Consider the following 22,157-nt stretch of genomic DNA (forward strand, 5'->3'; position numbering starts at 1 on the left):
CTGCCTCAGGGGTTTTCGGCGCCGAGGTCCGGGTCGTAGACGGCCAGGGCGCGATCGGCCAGATCGGCCGGGTCGTCGCGGAAGCCGGTGCGCGCCCAGTACTGGGCCACCTCCGTCAGGGCGGCGAGCAGGGAGGTCGTCAGGACACGCACCTCCAGGCTCTCCGGGTCCCGTCCGGCGCGCTCGCCGATGGCGGCGCCGAGCAGGTGCCCCGTCCCCGCCAGGTTCTCCAGCATCCGGGAGCGCACCGCGGGGACCTCCGCCATCAGCCGGCAGCGCAGCCGGGTGACCTCGGGCCGCTCGCCGATGCCGTGGTCGATCGCTCGGCGCAGGACATTCCGCAGGGAGTCCAGCCAGGGCTCGTCCGCCGGGCGGGCCCGGAACTGCGCCAGTAGCAGGGGGCAGAGCTCGTCCGTGAGGACGATGTCCTCCTTGGCGGGGAAGTAGCGCAGGACGGTCGACGGCGACACCTCGGCGCGGTCGGCGATCTGCTCGATCGTCGTGGCGTCGTACCCCCGCTCCTCGATCAGTTCGTACGTCGCGGAGCGGATCGCCTCGCGGGTCCTGATCTTCTTCCGCTCCCGGAGTCCCGGCCGGGAGCGTTCGGCGGGGCTGATGGGGTGAGCTGCCATCATGGGGGTCATTGTCCGCCGTCGGGGCAGCCCCATCAAATGACATCGGCTTGAAATGGCAGCGACTGCCAGAGGGCAGTCGCTGTCACATGCTGGGCTCAGGGATCCGGACCGCCTACGAGTGCTGGTAGGCCACTAGCGAGATCCCCACGTAGTGCACGACGAAGGCCGCCAGCGTGAGCGAGTGGAACACCTCGTGGAAGCCGAACCAGCGGGGTGAGGGGTTCGGCCGCTTGAAGCCGTAGACGACGCCGCCCGCGCTGTAGAGCAGGCCGCCGACGATGACGAGGACCAGGACGGCGATACCGCCGGTGCGCATGAAGTCGGGCAGGAAGAAGACCGCCGCCCAGCCCATCGCGATGTAGCAGGGCGTGTAGAGCCAGCGCGGGGCGCCGACCCAGAAGACGCGGAAGACGATGCCCGCGAGCGCCGCGGCCCAGATGCCCCACAGCAGCCAGCGTCCCTTGCTGCCCGGCAGGAGCAGCAGGGTCAGCGGGGTGTAGGTGCCGGCGATGATCAGGAAGATGTTGGAGTGGTCCAGGCGGCGCAGTACGCCGTCCATCCGCGGGCTCCACGTGCCCCGGTGGTAGAGGGCGCTCACGCCGAACAGCAGGCAGGCCGTGAAGGCGTAGATCCCGCAGGCGACGCGGCCGCGCGGCGAGTCCGCGAGGGCGGTCAGTGTCAGGCCCGCGACCACCACCGCCGGGAACATGCCGAGGTGCAGCCAGCCGCGGAGCTTGGGCTTGATCGGATGCGGCAGGGAGAGCGCTTCGGAGATCCGGTCGGCGACCGGCTTGTCCGAGGGCGTGTCGGAGGCGGACGGAGTCATGGCTCGCATCGTACCTACGGAACCGTAGGTTACGAATCGGGTCACCCACGGGAGTGGCCATCATCTCACGGCAGTTGGATTCCGCACCCCTCAAGGGTCGGTCATCCGAACTCAACGTGCGCGTAAAGAAACGAGAGGGAACATGGAGGTGGTGGCGTTCCTCACGCCGCTCAGGTGGGCGGCCCTCTGGACAAATGGGCGGACACCTCGGATGATCAAATGAGTGCGGTCGGCACCGGATGAGCGCCAAAGGGAGTAAGCGAAGCATCCGGGTCGCGGCCCCCACGGGGCAGACAGACAAAAAAATCCCTCATTTAGGAGCGATCGTGGCGCGCGACATCGCGGCTCCCCCCGTCATCCCGACCAACCACCAGGAACTGATCTCCTGGGTGAACGAGATCGCCGAACTGACCGAGCCGGACAGCGTGGTCTGGTGTGACGGATCCGAGGCCGAGTACGAGCGCCTGTGCGGGGAGCTCGTCGAGAAGGGCACCTTCCGCAAACTCGACCCGATCAAGCGCCCCAACTCCTACTACGCGGCCTCCGACCCGACGGACGTCGCCCGCGTCGAGGACCGGACCTTCATCTGCCCCGAGAAGGAGGAGGACGCCGGCCCGACCAACCACTGGAAGGACCCCGCCGAGATGCGGGAGATCTTCGCCGGTGACAAGGGCGTCTTCCGCGGCTCGATGCGCGGCCGGACGATGTACGTCGTCCCGTTCTGCATGGGCCCGCTCGGTTCCGACCTGTCCGCGATCGGCGTCGAGATCACCGACTCCGCCTACGTGGCCGTCTCCATGCGCACCATGACCCGCATGGGACAGCCCGTCCTGGACGAGCTCGGCTCCGACGGCTTCTTCGTGCGTGCCGTGCACACGCTCGGAGCGCCGCTGGAGGCCGGCGAGCAGGACGTGCCCTGGCCGTGCAACAGCACCAAGTACATCTCCCACTTCCCGGAGTCCCGCGAGATCTGGTCCTACGGCTCCGGCTACGGCGGCAACGCCCTGCTCGGCAAGAAGTGCTACGCCCTGCGCATCGCCTCCGTGATGGCCCGTGACGAGGGCTGGCTGGCCGAGCACATGCTGGTCCTCAAGCTCACCCCGCCCCCCTTTGCTTCCGGCCGGGCTGAGCCCAAGTACGTCGCCGCCGCCTTCCCGTCCGCCTGCGGCAAGACCAACCTCGCCATGCTGGAGCCCACGATCTCCGGCTGGACGGTCGAGACGATCGGCGACGACATCGCCTGGATGCGCTTCGGCGAGGACGGGCGGCTGTACGCCATCAACCCCGAGGCCGGCTTCTTCGGCGTCGCGCCCGGCACCGGTGAGCACACCAACGCCAACGCGATGAAGACGCTGTGGGGCAACTCCGTCTTCACCAACGTCGCCCTCACCGACGACAACGACGTCTGGTGGGAGGGCATGACGGAGGAGACCCCGGCCCACCTGACGGACTGGAAGGGCAACGACTGGACGCCGGAGTCCGGCACGCCCGCCGCCCACCCCAACGCCCGCTTCACGGTCCCGGCCGCGCAGTGCCCGATCATCGCGCCCGAGTGGGAGGACCCCAAGGGCGTGCCGATCTCCGCGATCCTCTTCGGCGGGCGCCGCGCCACCGCCGTACCGCTGGTGACGGAGTCCTTCGACTGGAACCACGGCGTCTTCCTGGGTGCCAACGTGGCCAGTGAGAAGACCGCCGCCGCCGAGGGCAAGGTGGGCGAGCTGCGCCGCGACCCGTTCGCGATGCTGCCGTTCTGCGGCTACAACATGGGCGACTACATGGGCCACTGGATCAATGTCGCCAAGGACAAGGACCAGGCGAAGCTCCCGAAGATCTACTACGTCAACTGGTTCCGCAAGAACGACGAGGGCAAGTTCGTCTGGCCCGGCTTCGGTGAGAACAGCCGCGTCCTGAAGTGGATCGTGGAGCGCCTGGAGGGCAGGGCCGAGGGCGTCGAGACGCCGATCGGCGTCCTGCCGACCAGGGCCGCCCTGGACACCGACGGCCTGGACATGGCCGACGAGGACCTGGACTTCCTGCTCACCGTGGACAAGGAAGTGTGGCGCGAGGAGGCCGGGCTCGTCCCCGACCACCTGAACACCTTCGGCGACCACACGCCGAAGGAGCTGTGGGACGAGTACCGGGCGCTGGTGCAGCGGCTGGGCTGAGCGCCCCCAAGGACGCCGCGGCCGGCTCCGATCGTGCCCTGACCAGCAATATCGTCACGGCCGACCGCGGTGACAGGTGTGAAGGCCGCGCACAACGGGGTGCGCGGCCTTCGCCGTTGGCTGTCACGGCCCCCTGTTAGTTGGGGGTGACGGGGTCGGTACTGGCGATGTAGAGCGTGCCGCTCAACTCCCCATACTCGCTAGCCCCCTTGAGCTGCTGCCAGGTGCGATCGTCCCGGGCGGCGTCGAGATAGGCGCCCATCTTCAGCGTGCCGCGGTGGGGCTCGTCGAGCGTGGCCAGCCCGTTGGCCCGGAGCACCTCGGCGGCGCCTCGGTGGGCGACGACGACGAGGGGCGAGTAGAAGGGGCGCGGCAGCGGCTGCTGCGCCCTGTACTTGGCGGCGAGCGAGTCGGCGGGCGCCTTGCTGGACGGGAAGGCGAAGTCGTAGCCCTTGAGGTCCAGCTCCTCCATGGCCCACGAACCGGACGGCTCCGCCTTCACGGTGTAGCCCTTGGCGGCAAGGGCGTCCACCACCTGGGGATCGGCGAAGAACTCCGCCTTCTCCGACCCGACCACGCCACGCACGGTCTTCGTTGCCGTGCCCTGGTCCCCGTTGTCCCGGCCCGCCACGACAGCGGCCACCACGCCGCCGATCAGCAACACCGCGAGGACAATCCCTGAGATTCGTCTCACGCCGGGGAGCGTGCTCCCGGAACCCGACGTTCCCCGGCGTCCAGGGTGAACGACGGGTGACTTACCAGTCCCGGCACGGCAACGCCGTGAGGGGGCGCCGGGAACTGTGCGACAAGCCACCCAGTCCGGAAGGCCGCAGGACGTCAAGGCGTCCTACGGCGAACAGCGTCGGCGAAGGCCGACGCTGTGTGTGGCACCCGGTCCGCGCGTCGCTGCGGGTGCACGCGGACCGGGGCCGGTCGAGGGCCCGGAAGGGCTCAGTGGGCGGCTAGCTCGCGAGGTTCGAGCACGGCCGCGTGCGCGTCCATCCGCTCGGCCGTGAGGATCGCCACCGCCGTGTCCGCCCGGGACGCGGCGACCACCAGCGCCCGGCCGGCGAGGGTGTGGGCGCGCCGGTGCAGTGCGGCGAGATGCGGCTCGGCGGTCGCCGTCGCCGTCGTGCGGGCCGGCGTACTGCCTCCCCGCAGGCGGGCCACCTGCTCCGCGAGCCGTACCGCAGCGGTGTCCAGGTCGGCCGAAGGGGCCAGCGCGCGCAACTCGTCGGTGACGGCGAGCAGTGCGGCGAGGTGCCCGGCGAGCTGGATGTCCAGCTCTTCCTCACGAGACCGGTGAGGGAAGTCGGAGGGGGCGTCGGCCATCGTGTGGACCGACTTGGCGCGGATCGGTTCGTACATGGGATGGCCTCCTGTGCTTGGCAGAAGCCATCCTACCTTGGATTTCGTCTAAAGTTGAGCTCGTTCACAAATGAGGCGGCCGCGTATCCGCAGCGTGAGCGTCAGGGCTGGCTGTAGCCGTCCAGGAACCTGCCGATCCGGTCGATCGCGTCCCGCAGGTCCACGACCGTGGGCAGCGTGACGACCCGGAAGTGATCCGGTTCCGGCCAGTTGAAACCCGTGCCGTGCACGACCATGATCTTCTCGCGCCGGAGCAGGTCCAACACCATCCGGCGGTCGTCCTTGACCTTGAAGATCTTGGGGTCGAGGCGGGGGAAGAGGTACAGGGCGCCCTTGGGGCGCACACACGTCACGCCCGGGATCTGCGTCAGCATCTCGTGGGCGACCTCCATCTGCTCCCGCAGACGGCCGCCCGGCAGCACCAGGTCGTTGACCGACTGGCGTCCGCTCAGTGCGGCGACCACGCCGTGCTGGCCCGGCATGTTCGCGCACAGGCGCATGTTCGCCAGGATCGTCAGACCCTCGATGTAGGAGTCCGCGTGCGCGCGGGGGCCGGAGATCGACATCCAGCCGACCCGGTAGCCGGCCACCCGGTACGCCTTCGACATGCCGTTGAAGGTGAGGGTGAGCAGGTCGGGGGCGACCGCGGCCGTCGGGAAGTGCGTGGCGTCGTCGTAAAGGATCTTGTCGTAGATCTCGTCCGAGCAGACCAGCAGGTTGTGGCGGCGGGCGATGTCGGTCAGGCCCTTGAGCACCGCCTGGTCGTAGACCGCGCCGGTCGGGTTGTTCGGGTTGATGATCACGATCGCCTTGGTGCGGTCGCTGACCTTGCGCTCGACGTCGGCGAGGTCCGGCATCCAGTCGGACTGCTCGTCGCAGCGGTAGTGGACGGCGGTACCGCCGGACAGCGACACGGCGGCCGTCCACAGCGGGTAGTCCGGCGCCGGTACGAGGACCTCGTCGCCGTCGTCCAGGAGGCCCTGCATGGCCATGGTGATCAGCTCGGAGACGCCGTTGCCGATGAAGACGTGCTCGACGTCCGTCTCGATGCCGAGGGTCTGGTTGTGCATGACGACCGCCCGGCGCGCGGCGAGCAGGCCCTTGGCGTCGCCGTAGCCATGGGCCGACGAGACGTTGCGGAGGATGTCCTCCAGGATCTCCGGCGGGCATTCGAAGCCGAAGGCGGCCGGGTTGCCGGTGTTCAGCTTCAGGATGCGGTGGCCTGCCGCCTCCAGGCGCATCGCCTCTTCGAGTACCGGCCCCCGGATCTCGTAACAGACGTTGGCGAGCTTCGTCGACTGGATCACCTGCATGTCTGGGAGCTTACGGCCGCGTAACGCGTCACGGCTCGTGCTTTCCGCCACATGAGACGAAAGGGATGGACGCCTCCTTGTTCCTTCACTCTTCCGTGTTGAAAATGGGCATGGCAAGGCAGGGTGATCGCGTACTCGACGATGACCGACACGGACGTCTCCGTCGGAGACGACGCTGCTCGCCGCCTGCTTCGGCATCGACGACAAGCTGGACCCTTACGCGGGCGGGTGCGCCCTGCCCGAGCCGTGACTCAGCCGAGGGCGGGCGTCCGGCGGACGGCCCGCCCCGCCAGCACGTCCGTCCGCCGGCCGTCCTCGATCACGAAACGGCCGTCGACCAGCACGTGCGGGATACCCGTCGGGAGCTTGCGCGGCTGGTCGAAGGTGGAGCCCGCCGCGACCGTGACCGCGTCGAAGAGCACCAGGTCGGCCCGGTACCCCTCGCGGACCACACCCCGGTCGGGCAGCCGCAGCCGAGCCGCCGGGCGCCCCGTCAGCCGGGCCACGCACTCCTCCAGCGACAGGACCCCCAGCTCCCGCACATACCTGCCGAGGTAGTGCGGGAACGTGCCGTACGCGCGCGGGTGCGGCTTGGCGCCCTGGAGGATGCCGTCCGAGCCGCCCGTGTGCACCCGGTGCCGCATGATCGCCTGGACGTTCTCCTCGTGGCCGACGTGCTGGAGGATCGTCGGCCCGAGCCGGTCCTCGACCAGCAGCCGGCGCGCGATGACCCAGGGGGCCTCGCCGCGCAGGGCCGCCGAGTCCTCGACGGTACGGCCGACATACGCCTCCAGGGCCGGGTCGGTCACCCCGGAGATCTCGATCGTCTCCCACTCGACCGGTACGCCGTGACAGCCGTCCGCGCCGACGACCTCCAGGTCGTGGCGGATCCGCTCGGCCGTCGCGTCGTCCGTCAGCCGTCGCAGGATCGCGTCCGGCCCGCCCTCGCTCGCCCAGCTCGGCAGCAGCGCCACCAGCGTCGTGCAGCCGGGGGTGTAGGGATAGGTGTCCAGGCTGATGTCCGCACCGGCGGCGAGCGCGTCGTCCAGCAGGGACAGCAGCTCGGGCGCGCGGCCCTTGTTGACGCCGAAGTTCATGGTGGCGTGGGCGAGGTGCAGCGGACAGCCGGCCTCCCGGGTCAGGGCGACCATCTCCTCGTACGCCTGAAGGGCCCCGGCCCCGTAGGAGCGGTGGTGCGGGCAGTAGTAGCCGCCGTACTCCGCCACCACCCGGCACAGCTCGGTCAGTTCGGCGTCCGCGGCGTACATGCCGGGCGTGTAGGTGAGCCCGGACGACATGCCGACCGCGCCCTGCTCCAGGCCCTCCGCCACGAGCCGGCGCATCCGGTCCAGCTCCTTGGGCGTGGCCTCCCGGTCCTCCCAGCCGACGGCCAGCGCGCGGACCGTGCCCTGGGGGATCAGATAGGCCGCGTTGACCGCGATGCCCCGGTCCAGCCGGTCCAGGTACTCGCCGACCGAGCGCCAGTCGAAGTCGATGTCGTCGCCGTGTCCGTTCCAGCCGGTGATGGCGCGGCGGACCTCGGCGAGCGTGCGGTCGTCGACGGGGGCGTACGACAGCCCGTCCTGCCCGATCACTTCGAGGGTCACGCCCTGTGCGGCCTTCGCGCTGTGGTCGGGGTCGCGCAGCAGGGCGAGGTCGCTGTGGGCGTGCATGTCGACGAAGCCGGGGGACAGGACGAGGCCCTCCGCGTCCAACTCCCTGGTCGCGGTGGGGCGCTGGCAGCCCGCCGCCGCCGCTTCCTTGACGATCGAGACGATCCGGCCGTCGTCCACCACCACATCGGCGCGATACGCGGGTGCGCCGGTGCCGTCGACGACGTCCGCGTCACGGATGACGAGGTCTGCCATGCCGGGCCTCCTAGAAGAACGTGCGGACGTAGTCGACGACCGTGCCGTCGGCCTCGGCCACCGGGATCAGCTGCCACTTGTCGAACGACGTGCACGGATGGGACAGCCCCATGCCCAGCCAGTCACCGACGCGCAGGTCCGTCTCCGGGGCGGTGCGCAGCCAGGCGTGCTGGTCGGACAGTGCGGTGACCTCCACGCCGGTCGCCGGGCGCTCGGTGCCGTCCCGGCGGACGACCTGCGCGAAGGGCAGGTCCAGGTCGTAGGCCGCGTCCCGCTTGCCGGCGTTGACGAAGGCCTGCTCCGCCGACGGTCGCGACACCACCTGTGCCCACAGCCGGAACGCGGGCTCCAGGGCGCCCTCCCGCGAGATCCGGTTGAAGGGGGTCAGCTTGCGGTAGTGGCCGTCGTCGTGCGAGACGTACGCGCCGGAACGCAGCAGCTTCAGTACCGGTGCGCTGAGGCCGGGGATCTCCGCGAACACGTCCGCCACCGCGTCGAACCACGCGCTGCCGCCCGCGCTGACCACAATCTCGTCCAGCCCCTGGAAGCGTCCCGCCTTGTCGAAGTCCGCGGCCAGCGCCACCAGCCGGCGCAGCCACGCGTGCACCCGCTCGGGGTTCGCGTCCGGCACCTCGCCCTCGTAGCCCGCGACGCCGACCAGACGCAGGGCCGGTGCGGCCGCCACCGCGTCGGCGACCTCGGCGCACTCCGCCTCGGTGCGCACGCCGGTGCGGGCGCCGTCACCGGCGGCCAGCTCGACGACGACGTCCACGGGGCGTCGCGTGCCGCGCAGTGCCGCGTCCATCAGCTCGACGCCGCGTACGGAGTCGACGTAACAGACGAAGGCGAAGGAAGGGTCGCCGGTCAGCTCGGCGGCGATCCAGCGCAGGGCCGCCGCGTCCACCAGCTCGTTCGCCAGGAAGATCCGCCGGATTCCGAACGCCCGCGCCACCCGGACCTGGTGCGGCACGGCGAGCGTGATGCCCCAGGCGCCGTTGTCGATCTGCCGCTGGAAGAGCTGCGGCGCCATCGTGGTCTTGCCGTGCGGGGCGAACGCGAGGCCGTGGCGCTCGGTGTACGTCGCCATGAGCCGGAGGTTGTGCTCCAGGTGCTCGGCGGAGAGGGCGAGGACCGGGGTGCTGAAGCCGCCGGTGAAGAGGTTGCGGCGCTGGGCGGCGAGGTCCGCCACGGTCAGTCCGTCGGCGTCGGGCGGGAGGCCCTTGAAGCGGTGGTCGACGCGTTCCTCGGCGAGGGCGGCGAGCGCTTCGGTGGCGGTGCCGCCGGGGTCGAGGGCCATGGAGCCTCCCTGATCTGGTGCGTTGCGCTGAATGCAACGTCCATTGCGTATGTCGCTTACTGCTGTCTAACATCTCGGCCAACGCGGGGTCAACGGAGCCGCCGCGACCCGCGACGTCGACGAGGAGCCCTGACCATCGTGACCGCCAACGGCCCTTGCACCGCCCCCGACGTCGTGGACGTCGTCGCGCTCGGCGAGTCCATGGTCACGTTCCTGCCCTCGCGTCCAGGGCGCCTCGCCGACGTTCCGTCCTTCGAACGCGGCATCGGCGGCGCCGAGTCCAACGTGGCCTGCGTGCTGGCGGCGGCCGGACACGTGACGCGATGGGTCAGCAGGGTCGGCGAGGACGGCTTCGGCGACCACCTGGTCGAGGCGATCGGGGCGTACGGCGTCGACGTGTCGGTGGTCCGGCGGGATTCGGCGCGTCCGACCGGCGTGTACTTCCGTACGGCGGGGGACCGGGCCGGTGACGGCCACGAGGTGGCGTACTACCGGGCCGGTTCGGCGGCGTCCGCCATGACCGTGGAGAACGTCGACATGGCGGCGATCCGGGCCGCACGCGTCCTCCACCTCTCCGGCATCACGGCCGCGCTGTCGGCGGACTGCCTGCGCCTGCTGCGCGAACTGACCGCCCCCACGGCGGGGCGCCCGCTGATCTCCTTCGACGTGAACCACCGGCCCGGTCTGTGGCGGGACGCCGACGGGGCCCGGGTCCTGCTGGAACTGGCGCGGCGCGCGGACATCGTGTTCGTCGGGGAGGACGAGGCGGAGGAGGCCTGGGGCGTGACGGGCGGCGCGGCGGCGATCCGCGCGCTGCTGCCTGAGCCGGCTGTCCTGGTGGTGAAGGACGGGGCACGCGGGGCGACGGCCTTCGAGCACACCGCACCACGAGCGGCCGGGGCCGACGTCCCGCCGCCCCCGCCCCACACGACCGAGCCGGCCCCGGCCCCGGCACCGAAGCCGGGCGCCGTGCGGGACGGGGCGGCGGGGGCGACGGTGTGGGGGCGCGCGGGCGACTCGGGCGGGGCGGTGGTGCGTGCCGACGACGGGGGCGGAGCGGTGGTGTCGGGGTGCGCGGGCCACTCCGGTGGAGCGGTGGTGCCGGGGCGCGCGGGCGACTCGGGGGAAGCGGTGGTGTCGGGGTGCGCGGGTGACGTGGGCGGGTGGCCGGGTTCGTCTGCCACGGGCGGTGGTGCCGCCGGGACGCCGCCGGTGGACGCGGGCGTCACCCAGTCGGGGCCGGGCCATGCGTCCGGCGCTGCCCCGGCCACGGCGCCGGGCCGGGGCAGCGCAGTCACCTTCGTGCCCGCGCCCGCGGTCGTCGTCGCGGCCGCGGTGGGGGCCGGGGACGCCTTTGCCGCCGGGTTCCTCTCCGCCACCCTGCGCGACCTGCCCACCCGGGACCGGCTGCGGCACGGGCATCTCATGGCCGCCGCCGCCCTCACCGTCCCCGGCGACCTCGCCACCCCTCCGACGCGGGACCACGCCGACCGGCTCGCGGCCCTGGACGACGACGCGTGGGGGACACTTCGACTCGGCCCCGGCTGGACGCACGCCGTTGATCGGGCCCCCGAGGAGGGACGTACGCCATGAGTCAGACCGTCGACCGCGCGCTGAGCATCCTGCCGCTGCTCGCGGAGGGCCCCGCCGACCTCGGGCAGGTTGCCGACCGGCTCGGCGTGCACAAGTCCACCGCGCTCCGCCTCCTGCGCACCCTGCACGAGCACGGCTTCGTCTACCGCCAGTCCGACCAGCGCTACCGCCTCGGCGCCCGCCTCTTCGCCCTCGCCCAGGAGGCGATGGAGAACCTCGACATCCGCGAGATCGGCCACCCCCACCTCGTCCGGCTGAACGAGCAGTGCGGGCACACCGTGCACCTCGCGGTGTACGAGGAGAACGAGGTCCTCTACATCGACAAGGTCGAGAGCCGCTACCCGGTGCGGATGTACTCGCGGATCGGCAAACCCGTCGCCATCACGGTCGCCGCCGTCGCCAAGCTGCTGCTCGCCGACCTCCCCGAGCACGAGCGCCGCGCCCTCGCGGAGAAGCTCGACTACCCCATGTACACGGCCCGTTCGACACCGAACCCCGAGGCCTTCCTCCGGGAACTGGCCAAGGTGCGCGAACAGGGCTGGGCCACCGACCTCGGTGGCCACGAGGAGTCCATCAACTGCGTCGCCGCACCGATCCGCGGCGCGGACGGCCGGGTCGTCGCCGCGATGTCGGTCTCGGCGCCCAACGTCGTCGTCACCGGCGACGAACTCCTCACCCTGCTCCCGCTGGTCCGCCGCACGGCGGACGCCATCAGCGGCGAGTACTCCGGCAGGACCCCGACGAAAGAGCTGGCATGACCGAGAAGACCGCCCTCACCCCCAAGACCCACACCACCCCGCCCGCGAAGTTCTCCCACGGCGTGAAGAAGGGCAACATCCTCCAGGTCGCCGGCCAGGTGGGCTTCCTGCCCGCGGTCGAGGGGCAGCCCCCGACGCCGGCCGGCCCGACGCTGCGTGAGCAGACCCTCCAGACGCTCGCCAACGTCAAGGCGATCCTGGAGGAGGGCGGCGCCTCCTGGGACGACGCGATGATGATCCGCGTCTATCTGACGGACGTGGACCACTTCGCGGAGATGAACGCGATCTACAACGCCTACTTCGAGGAGCAGGGCCTCACCCAGCCGCCGGCCGCACGGACCACCGTCTACGTCGGACTGCCCGCCGGCCTCCTCGTCGAGATCGACGCCCTCGCCGTCCTGGGCTGACACCTGACAGACCCTCAGGTCTCCTGGCCCGTTCAGCCCCCTCGATCACGCGCACACCGATTGCCGTCACGGCACGGCGCCCTCTCCCCTTGGGCGCCGTGCCGTGATCCCCCATGCCCGAAAGCACCATGTGTTTACGCAGAGGACCTCCGCATGTCCTACATATCCGCCGCGCCGGCCCCCGAGACCCCACCCCACACGGGCGGGCTGCTCCTCCTCGTCGACGGCACGGCAGGCCTCCTGACCGTCGCCGCGATCGGCATCGCACTGCTGCTCTTCCTGATCATCAAGGTCCGCCTCCAGCCGTTCGTCGCCCTCCTCGCGGTCTCCATCGCCGTCGGCCTGATGGCGGGCCTGTCGGTGACCGAACTCTTCGGCACCGTCCAGAAGTCCGACGCCGTCTCCACCATCGAGTCCGGCATGGGCGGCATCCTCGGCCATGTCGCGATCATCATCGGCCTGGGCACCATGCTCGGCGCGATCCTCGAAGTCAGCGGCGGCGCCGAGGTGCTGGCCTCGCGCCTGCTGGGCCTCTTCGGCGAGAAGCGCGCCCCCCTCGCCATGGGCCTCACCGGCCTGATCTTCGGCATCCCGGTCTTCTTCGACGTCGGCATCTTCGTCCTGGCGCCGCTCGTGTACGCGGCCGCCAAGCGCTCCGGCAGGTCGGTGCTGCTCTACTGCCTGCCGCTGCTGGCCGGCCTGTCGATGACCCACGCCTTCCTGCCCCCGCACCCGGGTCCCGTCGCCGCCGCCGGTCTGCTCCACGTCGACCTCGGCTGGGTCATCCTCATGGGCATCGTCTGCGGCCTCCCCGCCGTACTGGCCGCCTGGGCGTACTCGGCGTGGATCGGCCGCCGGATCTTCGTGCCGGTCCCGCAGGACATGGCCGAGGCGGCGGAGGAGGCCAGGCGCGCCGTGCTCGACGAGCAGCGTGCGGGCGGCACGGAGCCCCGTGAGGCGCCGGTCGCCCTCGGCACCGTCCTCACCATCATCGGCACGCCGCTGGTCCTGATCCTCGCGGCCACCTTCTCCTCCATCGCGCTGGATCCCTCCACCCCGCGCTCGGTGATCGAGTTCTTCGGCCACCCGTTCGTGGCCCTCACCATCGCGCTGCTGCTGGCGTACTACCTGCTCGGCATCCGGCGCGGCTGGTCGCGCAAGTCGCTGGAGACGGTGTCCACCTCGTCGCTGAAGCCCGTCGGCAACATCCTGCTGGTGGTCGGCGCGGGCGGCGTCTTCGGCGCCGTCCTCAAGGCGAGCGGCGTGGCGCAGGCCCTGTCGGACACCTTCAACGACGTCGGCCTGCCGGTGATCGTCCTGTCGTACCTGATCTCGCTCGTCCTGCGGGTCGCCCAGGGCTCGGCGACGGTGGCGATCGTGACGACGGCGGGCATCGTGGCCCCGCTGCTGGCGGAGGGCGACCACTCGCAGGCGTTCGTGGCCCTGGTCATCATGGCCATCTCCGCGGGTTCCATCTTCGCCTCGCACGTCAACGACGGCGGCTTCTGGATCGTCGCCAAGTACTTCGGCATCAGCGAGCGGGACACGCTGAAGACGTGGACGGTGCTGGAGTCGGTGCTGTCGGTCGCCGGGTTCGTGGCGGCGGCGGTGCTCAGCCTCTTCGTGTAGACGGTGCTGTGCGAGGGGCGCGTCCAGGGCCGTGTCCGGCCCTGGACGCGCCCTGTTTGCGCCCCGTTCGCGACCGGGCCGTGCGCTGCAATGGAAGGGCGGAACGGGCTTGTGTGGGGCACGGGGCGGTGCGATGCCGATCGTCATGCCGTCGCCGCCGCCTCACCCGCTCGATCACGGGAGCCGTCGTTCGTTCTGGACACCTTCGCCAACACGGTGCCGCTGAGCCGGGTCAACCCCGAGCAGATCGAGGAGATCCGCGCGTGGGGCCGGGAGCGGGCGGTGCCGGCCGGCCGTGCGGTGCCGACCGCGGCGCCGGGCGCGGCCACTCCGTCACGGAGGATCGTCGGCATGGACGAGTGACCTCATCCGCCCCCGGCGCCCCATGGCACAGCGATGTCCGCCATACTGCCCGCTGTGGAGCAGCGCATAGGTACGAGCAGTCAGCCCCTGGACGCCGGGGTGAACCCGGCCCACATCCCCGGGCTCACCGGCCCGGAGAAGGCCGCCGAGCCCGAGGACGCGGCCCCGGTCGAGGAGGAGGCCGCCGAGGAGGCCTCCGCACCGGCGGACCCCGAGGAGCCCGAGGCCGCGGAAGACGCGGAGGACGCCGAGGTCGCGGAGGCGGAGGACGCCGAGGTCGCGGAGGTGTCCGGCGGCCCCGTGTTCGAGGCCGCCGACCGCCGGGCCCGCGTCGTCGCCGACGCCAAGGGCGTACGCCTCAGCCTCGACGAAGAAAGCTGTGAGTTCCGCTGGGACGAGATCGGCGCGATCGAGACGGAGTCCCCGCGCTTCGGCAAGCGGTTCACGGTGACCGTGCACACGCCGGAGCGCCGCTGGTACCCGATCGAGATCGAGGCCAAGTCGAAGTCCCAGCACAAGCACTGGGACGAACAGCTGGACGAGGTCCTCGACGCCTACTTCGAAGCGGACGCCGAGGACGGCGACTAGCGGTACTGGGCTAGTAGTACTGGGCTAGCAGTACTGGGCTTCCTTCCCGATCGACCGGTACATGCAGTCCGAGTTCTCCAGCAACTGCAACACCGCGTCCCGGTTCCGTGAGGTCTCCCGCTCGATCACCTCGTCGGGCGGGTAGAACCCACCCCCGGAGGACCCACGCGGATACATCTCGAAGGTGTACGCGAAGATCTTCTGCGAGCCCCACAGATAGTCGTCGATCGACCCGTCCGTGATGTACAGGTCGCTGGCCTGCTCAGGCGTGTAGCCGTTGCTCGCGGCCATCTTCTGGCCCACCGTGGCGAACGCGTTCCGGTCGTCCGCCGTCATCCCCGTGGTCGTGTCGGAGTACGTGTACCCGAACGGCCAGAGCACCAGCTCGCTGTACGTGTGGAAGTCGATCCCGGCCCTGATCTGCTGCCTCCCGCCCACCACACGGCTGCGTACGAAGTTGGCCACGACCTTCACCTCTGGCGCCGACTCGGCCGCCGCGCCGCGGTACGTCTCGGAGGACGGCGAGCCGGACGAGCCACCGCAGCAGCCCCACCGGTAGTTCCAGTTCCGGTTCAGGTCCGTACCGATCGCCGACGAACCGGAGTTGGGCTGCCGGTTCTTGCGCCACGACCGGTACGAGCCGGAGGCGATGTCGTACTCGCCGCCGTCCGGGTTGAGGTCGGGGACGATCCAGATCTCCCGGTTGTTCACCATGTCGGTCACGCGGGAGTCCGTGCCGTAGTCGGACGTCAGCTCGCGCAGCAGATACAGCGCCATCTCGACGGTGAGGTGCTCACGGGCGTGCTGGTGGTGGGTGAACAGCACCTCGGGCTCGGCCTCGTCCGTGCCGACGTTGTCACTGATCTTGACGGCGACGATGTTCCGGCCCTGGTACGACGTGCCGATCACGCGCTGGCTGACGATGCCCGGGTTCGCCGCGACGACGGAGTTGATCTCGCTCGTCATCTCCGCGTGGTTGTGGTAGCGGGAGTCGGCGGACGGGAAGTCGAAGAGCCGGACGTCGTCCTCGCCGGCCGAGCGATCGGGGACGGCGCCGAGCGGGGTGATCTCGTAGCCGAGCGAGCGCAGCTTCTTGATCTGGTCCGCGCGGCCGGAGACGACGACGGTGTGGTCGTCGGCGTCGTCCACGCTCACGCCCGTCCGCTGGATCGCCGTGCGGTCCTCGGCGGTCGAGTGCGTGTGGATCTCGTACTGGCGGATGTCGTCCACCGAGGCCGCCGCCCTGCCCGCGCTGTCGGCCGTGGCGTCGGAGGCCGACGACGAGAGCGGGGCCGCGAGAGCGAGGGCCAGCAGGGTGGCGAGCGCGGCGGTGCGTCTGTCGCTTCCAACGCCTGAGCCGCGGATACGAAGTCGCATGAAGTCTCCTTGGATCTCCAGGAGTTCCGGATTCTCCGGAAGTGGGGGAGTGGAGCTGTGGGGGTGGTTCTTCCGTGCGACGTACGAGGTTCTGGTGCGGGTGTGGCGCTCATCGTGCGGTCCTGGCATGAGCAGGTCAAGAGCAGTCCCTGAAGTGCCGCCCGGAAACCGGCGGAAAACGGCCGCGCCCCGACGCCGGGTGGAGAGCCGCGCAGTGTACGCGGGCCGGCCCCGCCGGAATGGGTCCCCGGCAAATACCACCCGCCGGTGTGACCGGCGCGTGCATATATGTACACATGGCGGAAGAGTGAGGTGCGCGCACACGACCTCACCCACCTCCCAAGGACTGGCTGATCATGGGCGGATCAGCGCCACGACGGGACCGCCGGCCGCCGGTCGAGACGACCAGCTTCGTCGACCGTCGGGCCGAACTTGCCGAAGGCCGCGAGCTCTTGGCCCGGGCTCGTCTGGTCACGCTCACCGGACCCGGCGGCGTCGGCAAGACCCGGCTCGCCGGACGCATCACGGCCCGCGTTGCCCGCGCCTTCCCCGACGGCGTGCACGTCGTCCACCTCTCCGGCCTGCACGACCCGGCACTCGTACCGGTCGCCGCCGCGGACGCCCTCGGCCTGCACGACCACTCCGCGCAGCCCCCACTGGACGCGCTGGTGGCCCAGGTGCGGGAGCGCCGGCTGCTGCTCGTCGTCGACAACTGCGAGCATCTGCTCGGCGCCTGCACCGACCTGGCGGCGGCGCTGCTGCGCGGCACCACCGGCGTCCGGGTGCTCGCCACCAGCCGGCACCGGCTGGGGCTCACCGAGGAGCACCTCCTGGAGGTACGGCCGCTGCCCGTGCCGGACCCGGACGGCGACCCGTCCGGCGCCGGACCCGGCCCGGCGCTAGCCCTGTTCGCCGACCGGGCCGCCGCCGTGGTGCCCGGCTTCCGCCTCACCCCCGCCAACCGGCCCGCCGTGGCCCGCCTGTGCCGGCGCCTGGACGGTCTGCCGCTCGCCATCGAACTGGCCGCCGTCCGCATGCGCGTCCTGTCCGTCGAGCAGCTCCTCGAACGCCTCGACGACCGCTACCGCCTGCTGTCCGCGGGCAGCCCCGCCGTCCTGCCCCGGCACCGGACGCTGCGCGCGGCCGTCGACTGGAGCCACGACCTGTGCACCGGGCCGGAACAACTGGTGTGGGCGCGGCTGTCGGTGCTCGCCGGGGGCTTCGACCTGGAGACCGCGGAGGCGGTGTGCGCGGACGGCGAGCGGATCCGGTCGTACGACGTCATGGAGGCCGTGGCCGGCCTGGTCGACAAGTCCGTACTGTGCCGTGAGCCCGGCCCGGACGGCGTGCGCTACCGCCTCCTCGACACCCTGCGCCACTACGGTCTGGAACATCTCCGGGAACTCCCCGGCGACGAACCCGCCACCCGGCGGCGGCAGCGGGACTGGATGCAGCGACGGGCCGCGGCCTGCGAAAAGGCCTGGTTCGGACCGGGCCAGCGCGAGATAGTGGCCCGGCTGCACGCCGACCAGGACAACCTGCGCGCCGCCCTGGCCTTCGGCCTGGACGAGCCCACCACCCCCGACGACGCACTCGCCGCCCTGCGGCTGGCCGGCACCCTCTGGTTCTACTGGCATGCCTGTGGCGCGCCGCGGGAGGGCCGGTACTGGCTCGACCGGGCGCTCGACGCCGCCCCCGAGCCCACGCCCGAGCGGGCCCGTGCGCTGTGGGTCGCCGGGCTGCTCGCCGGCTGCCCCGAGGACCTCACCCGGGGTCGCCGGCGCGCCGAGGAGGCGCGGACGCTGGCCCGGCGGCTCGGGGACGAGGCCGAGGCGGCGCACGCCGAGTACGTGCTCGGCGTCATCCTGCTGTTCAGCGACGACCTGCCGGCCGCCCTCGCACACTTCCGCGCCGGCGTCGCGCGTGGCCGCGTCCCCGGCCAGCACCTCAGCCTCGCCGGGCTCGACCGCGTCGAACTCGCCTGCGCGCTGGGCTTCCTGGGCGAGGCCGACCAGGCCATCGCGGTCAGCGAGGAGACCCGGCGGCTGTGTGAGCGGCACGGCGAGGAGTGGGTGCTGTCGTACGTGCACCGCATGCTCGCCCTCGCCCACACCGTGAAGAAGGACCACCGCCGGGCCGAACGGCACGCCCGTGAGGCCCTGCGCCTCAAGCTCGCCGTCCACGACGTCACCGGCATCGGCCTCACCCTCGACCTGCTGGCGCAGATCGCCGGCCGCGACGGCGCCCACGACCGCGCGGCCGTGCTGCTCGGCGGCGCCGACCGGGTATGGGCCGACGTCGACCGCGACCGGTGGGGCTCCGCGGCCCTCGGCGCCACCCGGCGAGGCACCGAGACCCGGTGCCGGGAAGCCCTCGGCACGGCCGCCTACGAGCGGTCGTACGAGGAGGGCGCCGCCCTCGGCCTCACCGGCATCGTGGGTTACGCGCTGGACGAGCAACGCCGCGAGCCGCACGGCCCCGGACAGCGACCCACCGCCGAACGCGGCCACCCCGGCGTCCGGCTCACCCGCCGCGAGACGCAGGTCGCCGAACTGGTCGCCGAGGGTCTCGCCAACCAGCAGATCGCCGACCGCCTGGTCATCGCCCGCCGCACCGCGGAGGGCCATGTCGAACGCATCCTCAGCAAGCTCGGCTTCAGCAACCGCAGCCAGATCGCCTCCTGGATCACCGCCCGACGCTGACCACCCCACCCGACCCGCCGACAACTCCGGCCACCCCACCACCCACACTTCCGACCACCCCGGCCAACCGCCCCGCCTGTACCACCGCGTCACCTGCACGACCGGCCACCCCGGCCCACCGCGTGACCCGCACCACGGCCCCGCCGCGCACTTTCGCCCGCCCGCACCACCGCCGCACCCGGCCCACCGCGCGACCCGCACCTCTGGCCGCCCGCGGCATGACCCCGCCTGTACCACCGCCCCACCCGCGCCACAGCGCAACCCGTACCACCGCCCCACCCACCGCAACCGACAGGACTCCCATGCCCACCCCGTCCGCACATGCCCCAGGCACCTTCGATCACCGTATGGCCGTCTTCGCCTCCGACGAGGAGTTCGTCGCCGCCGCGCTGCCCTTCCTCGCCGAAGGGCTCGCCGCTCCCGACGAGCCCCCACCCGTCGCCATCGCCGCCCCCGGCAAGCTCGACCTGCTCCGTGACGCCCTCGGCGGGGACGCGCGGCACCTCGGCTTCGTGCCGCACACCGAGTGGTACAGCGGATCCGCCGCCAACGCCGTGGCGCAGGGCGCCGGTTACCTCGCCGCGCACGCCGGCCCCCAGGGCCGTATCCACCTGCTGATGGAACCCGACTGGGGCGGCCGTGCCGGACGCTCAGTCCGCGAGAGCACCGAGTGGATCCGCTACGAGGCCTTCGCCAACCTCCTCTTCGCCCCGCTCGCGACCACCGCCCTGTGCGCGTACGACACCCGCACCGCGGGCCCGGCCGTGGTCGCCGCCGCCCGCCGTGCCCACCCCGGCACCGGCGTCTACGAGGACCCGCTGCGGATCGCCGCCGAACTGGACGCCGTACCCCTCTCGCCCGTTCCGCACGACGCGCACCCGCTGCCCGCTCCCGAACCGCACACCGTGCGCACCTGGGCCGCCGGCCGTGGCCTGCCCGCCGCCGAGGCCGAGCTGTTCGCCGCCGCCGTCTCCGAGGCGGCGGACCCGCTCGACCCGGTCAGCCAGGTCCTGCTGTGGGGCGAGGCGCCCGGCTGCGTCTGCGAACTGCGCTCACCGCGCCGCGTCGACGACCCGCTGGCCGGCTTCGTGCCGCCGCCCACCGCGGAGCCGGCCCCCGGACAGGGGCTGTGGTTCGCGCGGCAGGTGTGCGCGTACGTCGACGTACGCGACGACGAGGCGGGCGCGGTCGTGCGCCTGCAGTACGCGTAGCCCGATCCGTGTGCGCGCTCCCAGGCAGGTATGGAATCAGGTAGTCCTCCCCGTGCGCCCCGGATCCGGCACGCCGCACCCTGAAGGCATGCTGCAACTCTCCGGGACCGGCCGCCCGGGTCCCGACCCCCGTTACGGCGTCTATCCTCAACCGCCCCTAGGCGCGGGCCACCTGAGCGTGGAGTACCCACCGCGTCCGTCCGCCGTCCGGGAGGCCCGCGCGCAGGTGCGGCGGCAGCTGGAGTGCTGGGGGCTGGCCGACGGGGACGGTGCCGGCGCCGACCTCGCGGCGACGGCCGAGCTGCTGGTCAGCGAGCTGGCCACCAACGCCCTGCTGCACGCCGCCAGCCGCTTCCGGCTCACCCTCTCCGCCGCCCACGGCGTCCTGCGCTGCGAGGTCGCCGACGGCGGCCGGCGAGTCCCGCAGGTGCTCGACGCGGGCACCTCGGAGAGCGGCCGGGGGATGTTCCTGGTGGCGGCGTTCGCCCGGCGCTGGGGCTGCCACCAGGACGGGCCGGGCAAGACCGTCTGGTTCGAGCTCGGCACCTGCGCGTGCGACGGCTGCGGTCGGCGACAGCCGTGACGCGCCCGTTCCGGGCCCCGGCGGCACTCCCGTCCGCCGGGGCCCGTCCCCGTTCCCGGGCGTTTCCCGGGTCGGCGGACACATCGAGTGAAGATCCCGCACGCCCTCTTGTCCCCCGACCGTCCATGGGCTTACTTGACGTGCATGGCGGACACCACGGGAAACACCAGTGAAGCCGGGGCGGCACCCGGCCCGAACTCCGAATCGACCCCGCGCAAGTCCAGTTGGAAGTACATCGGCCCCGGCATCGTCGTCGCCGCGACCGGCGTCGGGGCCGGCGACCTGGTGGCGACGCTGATCGCGGGCAGCAACTTCGGCTACACCCTCCTGTGGGCCGCCGTCATCGGCTGCCTGGTGAAGATCTCCCTCGCGGAGGCGGCCGGCCGCTGGCATCTGTCCACCGGCCGCACCCTCTTCGACGGCTGGGCGAGCCTCGGCCGCTGGACGACGTACTTCTTCGTCGTCTACGTCGTGGTCTGGGGCTTCGTGTACGGGGCGGCGGCGATGTCGTCGAGCGCGCTGCCGTTGCAGGCGCTGTTCCCCGACGTGATGGACCTGAAGTGGTGGGGGATCGCCTGCGGTCTGGTGGGCCTGGTCTTCGTCTGGTTCAACAAGTACGCCGTCTTCGAGAAGGTGATGACGGTCCTGGTCGGTGTCATGTTCGTGGTGACGGTGTACCTGGCGATCCGGGTCACCCCGAACATCCCGGACGCGTTCGCCGGCCTGCTGCCCGTACTGCCCGACGAGCAGGACTCGGTCCTCAACACCCTCGGCCTGATCGGCGGCGTCGGCGGCACCATCACGCTGGCCGCCTACGGCTACTGGGTCAACGCCAAGGGCTGGACCGACACCGGCTGGATGAAGGTCATGCGGCTGGACAACCGGGTCGCCTACGCCACCACCGGCATCTTCGTCATCGCGATGCTCTTCGTCGGCGCCGAGCTGCTGCACACCCGCAACGTCGCCATCGAGAGCGGCGACAAGGGCCTGATCCAGCTGACCGACATCCTGGAGGCCGAGTACGGCACGGCGACCGCGAAGTTCTTCCTGATCGGCTTCTTCGCCACCTCCTTCACCTCCCTGATCGGTGTCTGGCACGGCGTGAGCCTGATGTTCGCGGACTTCGTGGCGCGCTACCGCAAGCGGGCGCAGACCAAGGGCGAGGAGATCGCCTCGGGCGAGCGGGAACGGTCCTGGCCGTTCCGCGCGTACCTGCTGTGGCTGACCTTCCCGCCCATGGTCCTGCTCTTCGAGGGCCAGCCGTTCCGGCTGGTCATCCTCTACGGCGTGCTCGGCGCGGCGTTCCTGCCGTTCCTCGCCGGCACACTGCTCTGGCTGCTCAACACCGACCGTACGCCCAGGGAGTGGCGCAACGGCTGGGTCAGCAACGGGATGCTGGCGGTCGCGGGCCTGCTCTTCCTGGTGCTGTGCGTGAAGCAGGTCTCCGACCAGCCGTGGGCGGAGTTCTTCTAGC

General features: G+C 71.5%; 17 protein-coding genes and 2 pseudogenes. 11 read left to right on the plus strand and 8 right to left on the minus strand.

Annotated features, from left to right (window positions below; genetic code table 11):
* Nucleotides 1-5 precede the first annotated feature (5 nt).
* Nucleotides 6-644 carry a TetR family transcriptional regulator gene (locus AB0O67_RS07145; RefSeq protein WP_365447053.1) on the minus strand — a complete coding sequence of 213 codons (639 nt, stop codon included), beginning with the start codon at nucleotides 642-644 and terminating at the stop codon, nucleotides 6-8.
* A gap of 103 nt (nucleotides 645-747) precedes the next feature.
* Nucleotides 748-1,461 carry a hemolysin III family protein gene (locus tag AB0O67_RS07150; protein ID WP_365447055.1) on the minus strand — a complete coding sequence of 238 codons (714 nt, stop codon included), beginning with the start codon at nucleotides 1,459-1,461 and terminating at the stop codon, nucleotides 748-750.
* A 326-nt stretch (nucleotides 1,462-1,787) separates the two neighbouring features.
* On the opposite strand from AB0O67_RS07150, the gene AB0O67_RS07155 reads away from it, so the two are divergent.
* Nucleotides 1,788-3,626 (plus strand): phosphoenolpyruvate carboxykinase (GTP), encoded by a 1,839-nt coding sequence (locus tag AB0O67_RS07155; protein WP_365447057.1) that lies wholly within the window; start codon nucleotides 1,788-1,790, stop codon nucleotides 3,624-3,626.
* A gap of 139 nt (nucleotides 3,627-3,765) precedes the next feature.
* Here the strand turns inward: AB0O67_RS07155 and AB0O67_RS07160 are convergent.
* The 5 genes and pseudogenes from AB0O67_RS07160 to AB0O67_RS07180 form a co-directional block, all read right to left on the minus strand.
* Nucleotides 3,766-4,320, minus strand: a pseudogene (locus AB0O67_RS07160) (hypothetical protein); the annotation flags it as partial.
* 257 nt (nucleotides 4,321-4,577) lie between these two features.
* Nucleotides 4,578-4,994: a hypothetical protein gene (locus tag AB0O67_RS07165; protein ID WP_365447059.1), complete on the minus strand. Its 417-nt coding sequence runs from the start codon at nucleotides 4,992-4,994 to the stop codon at nucleotides 4,578-4,580.
* A 101-nt stretch (nucleotides 4,995-5,095) separates the two neighbouring features.
* Nucleotides 5,096-6,307 (minus strand): pyridoxal phosphate-dependent aminotransferase, encoded by a 1,212-nt coding sequence (locus tag AB0O67_RS07170; RefSeq protein WP_365447061.1) that lies wholly within the window; start codon nucleotides 6,305-6,307, stop codon nucleotides 5,096-5,098.
* Nucleotides 6,308-6,558: 251 nt separating this feature from the next.
* Nucleotides 6,559-8,175, minus strand: a complete 1,617-nt coding sequence (locus tag AB0O67_RS07175; protein WP_365447063.1) for a D-aminoacylase — start codon at nucleotides 8,173-8,175, stop codon at nucleotides 6,559-6,561.
* 10 nt (nucleotides 8,176-8,185) lie between these two features.
* Nucleotides 8,186-9,472, minus strand: coding sequence for an amino acid deaminase (locus tag AB0O67_RS07180; RefSeq protein ID WP_365447065.1), 1,287 nt, complete (start codon nucleotides 9,470-9,472; stop codon nucleotides 8,186-8,188).
* Nucleotides 9,473-9,610: 138 nt separating this feature from the next.
* On the opposite strand from AB0O67_RS07180, the gene AB0O67_RS07185 reads away from it, so the two are divergent.
* From AB0O67_RS07185 to AB0O67_RS07210, 6 genes and pseudogenes are all read left to right on the plus strand, one after another.
* Nucleotides 9,611-11,065 carry a sugar kinase gene (locus tag AB0O67_RS07185; RefSeq protein ID WP_365447067.1) on the plus strand — a complete coding sequence of 485 codons (1,455 nt, stop codon included), beginning with the start codon at nucleotides 9,611-9,613 and terminating at the stop codon, nucleotides 11,063-11,065.
* On the plus strand, nucleotides 11,062-11,823 hold the full coding sequence (locus AB0O67_RS07190) for an IclR family transcriptional regulator (protein ID WP_365447069.1): 762 nt from the start codon (nucleotides 11,062-11,064) through the stop codon (nucleotides 11,821-11,823). The genes AB0O67_RS07185 and AB0O67_RS07190 overlap by 4 nt, the downstream gene beginning before the upstream one ends.
* On the plus strand, nucleotides 11,820-12,230 hold the full coding sequence (locus AB0O67_RS07195) for a RidA family protein (protein ID WP_365447071.1): 411 nt from the start codon (nucleotides 11,820-11,822) through the stop codon (nucleotides 12,228-12,230). Before AB0O67_RS07190 ends, AB0O67_RS07195 begins: the two co-directional genes overlap by 4 nt.
* A gap of 153 nt (nucleotides 12,231-12,383) precedes the next feature.
* On the plus strand, nucleotides 12,384-13,859 hold the full coding sequence (locus AB0O67_RS07200; RefSeq protein ID WP_365447073.1) for a gluconate:H+ symporter: 1,476 nt from the start codon (nucleotides 12,384-12,386) through the stop codon (nucleotides 13,857-13,859).
* 198 nt (nucleotides 13,860-14,057) lie between these two features.
* A pseudogene (locus AB0O67_RS07205) lies at nucleotides 14,058-14,222 on the plus strand (ATPase); the annotation flags it as partial.
* 33 nt (nucleotides 14,223-14,255) lie between these two features.
* The gene (locus AB0O67_RS07210) at nucleotides 14,256-14,810 is read left to right on the plus strand and encodes a hypothetical protein (protein WP_365447075.1); all 555 of its coding nucleotides are present in this window, start codon (nucleotides 14,256-14,258) and stop codon (nucleotides 14,808-14,810) included.
* A gap of 24 nt (nucleotides 14,811-14,834) precedes the next feature.
* On the opposite strand, the gene AB0O67_RS07215 is transcribed toward AB0O67_RS07210, so the two are convergent.
* A complete protein-coding gene (locus tag AB0O67_RS07215; protein ID WP_365447077.1) occupies nucleotides 14,835-16,187 on the minus strand; it encodes a M14 family metallopeptidase in 1,353 nt (450 codons plus the stop codon).
* A 356-nt stretch (nucleotides 16,188-16,543) separates the two neighbouring features.
* Here AB0O67_RS07215 and AB0O67_RS07220 point away from each other — a divergent pair, with 356 nt between their 5' ends.
* The 4 genes from AB0O67_RS07220 to AB0O67_RS07235 all read left to right on the plus strand — a co-directional run bounded on the left by AB0O67_RS07220 (nucleotide 16,544) and on the right by AB0O67_RS07235 (nucleotide 22,156).
* Nucleotides 16,544-18,889: a LuxR C-terminal-related transcriptional regulator gene (locus AB0O67_RS07220; RefSeq protein WP_365447079.1), complete on the plus strand. Its 2,346-nt coding sequence runs from the start codon at nucleotides 16,544-16,546 to the stop codon at nucleotides 18,887-18,889.
* A 347-nt stretch (nucleotides 18,890-19,236) separates the two neighbouring features.
* Nucleotides 19,237-20,100 carry an MEDS domain-containing protein gene (locus tag AB0O67_RS07225; protein ID WP_365447081.1) on the plus strand — a complete coding sequence of 288 codons (864 nt, stop codon included), beginning with the start codon at nucleotides 19,237-19,239 and terminating at the stop codon, nucleotides 20,098-20,100.
* A gap of 88 nt (nucleotides 20,101-20,188) precedes the next feature.
* Nucleotides 20,189-20,683 (plus strand): ATP-binding protein, encoded by a 495-nt coding sequence (locus AB0O67_RS07230; protein ID WP_365447083.1) that lies wholly within the window; start codon nucleotides 20,189-20,191, stop codon nucleotides 20,681-20,683.
* A 144-nt stretch (nucleotides 20,684-20,827) separates the two neighbouring features.
* The gene (locus tag AB0O67_RS07235; RefSeq protein ID WP_365447085.1) at nucleotides 20,828-22,156 is read left to right on the plus strand and encodes an Nramp family divalent metal transporter; all 1,329 of its coding nucleotides are present in this window, start codon (nucleotides 20,828-20,830) and stop codon (nucleotides 22,154-22,156) included.
* Nucleotide 22,157: the final 1 nt, after the last annotated feature.

Origin of the sequence: Streptomyces sp. NPDC086077, assembly GCF_040686175.1 — a bacterium.
GTDB lineage: Bacteria > Actinomycetota > Actinomycetes > Streptomycetales > Streptomycetaceae > Streptomyces.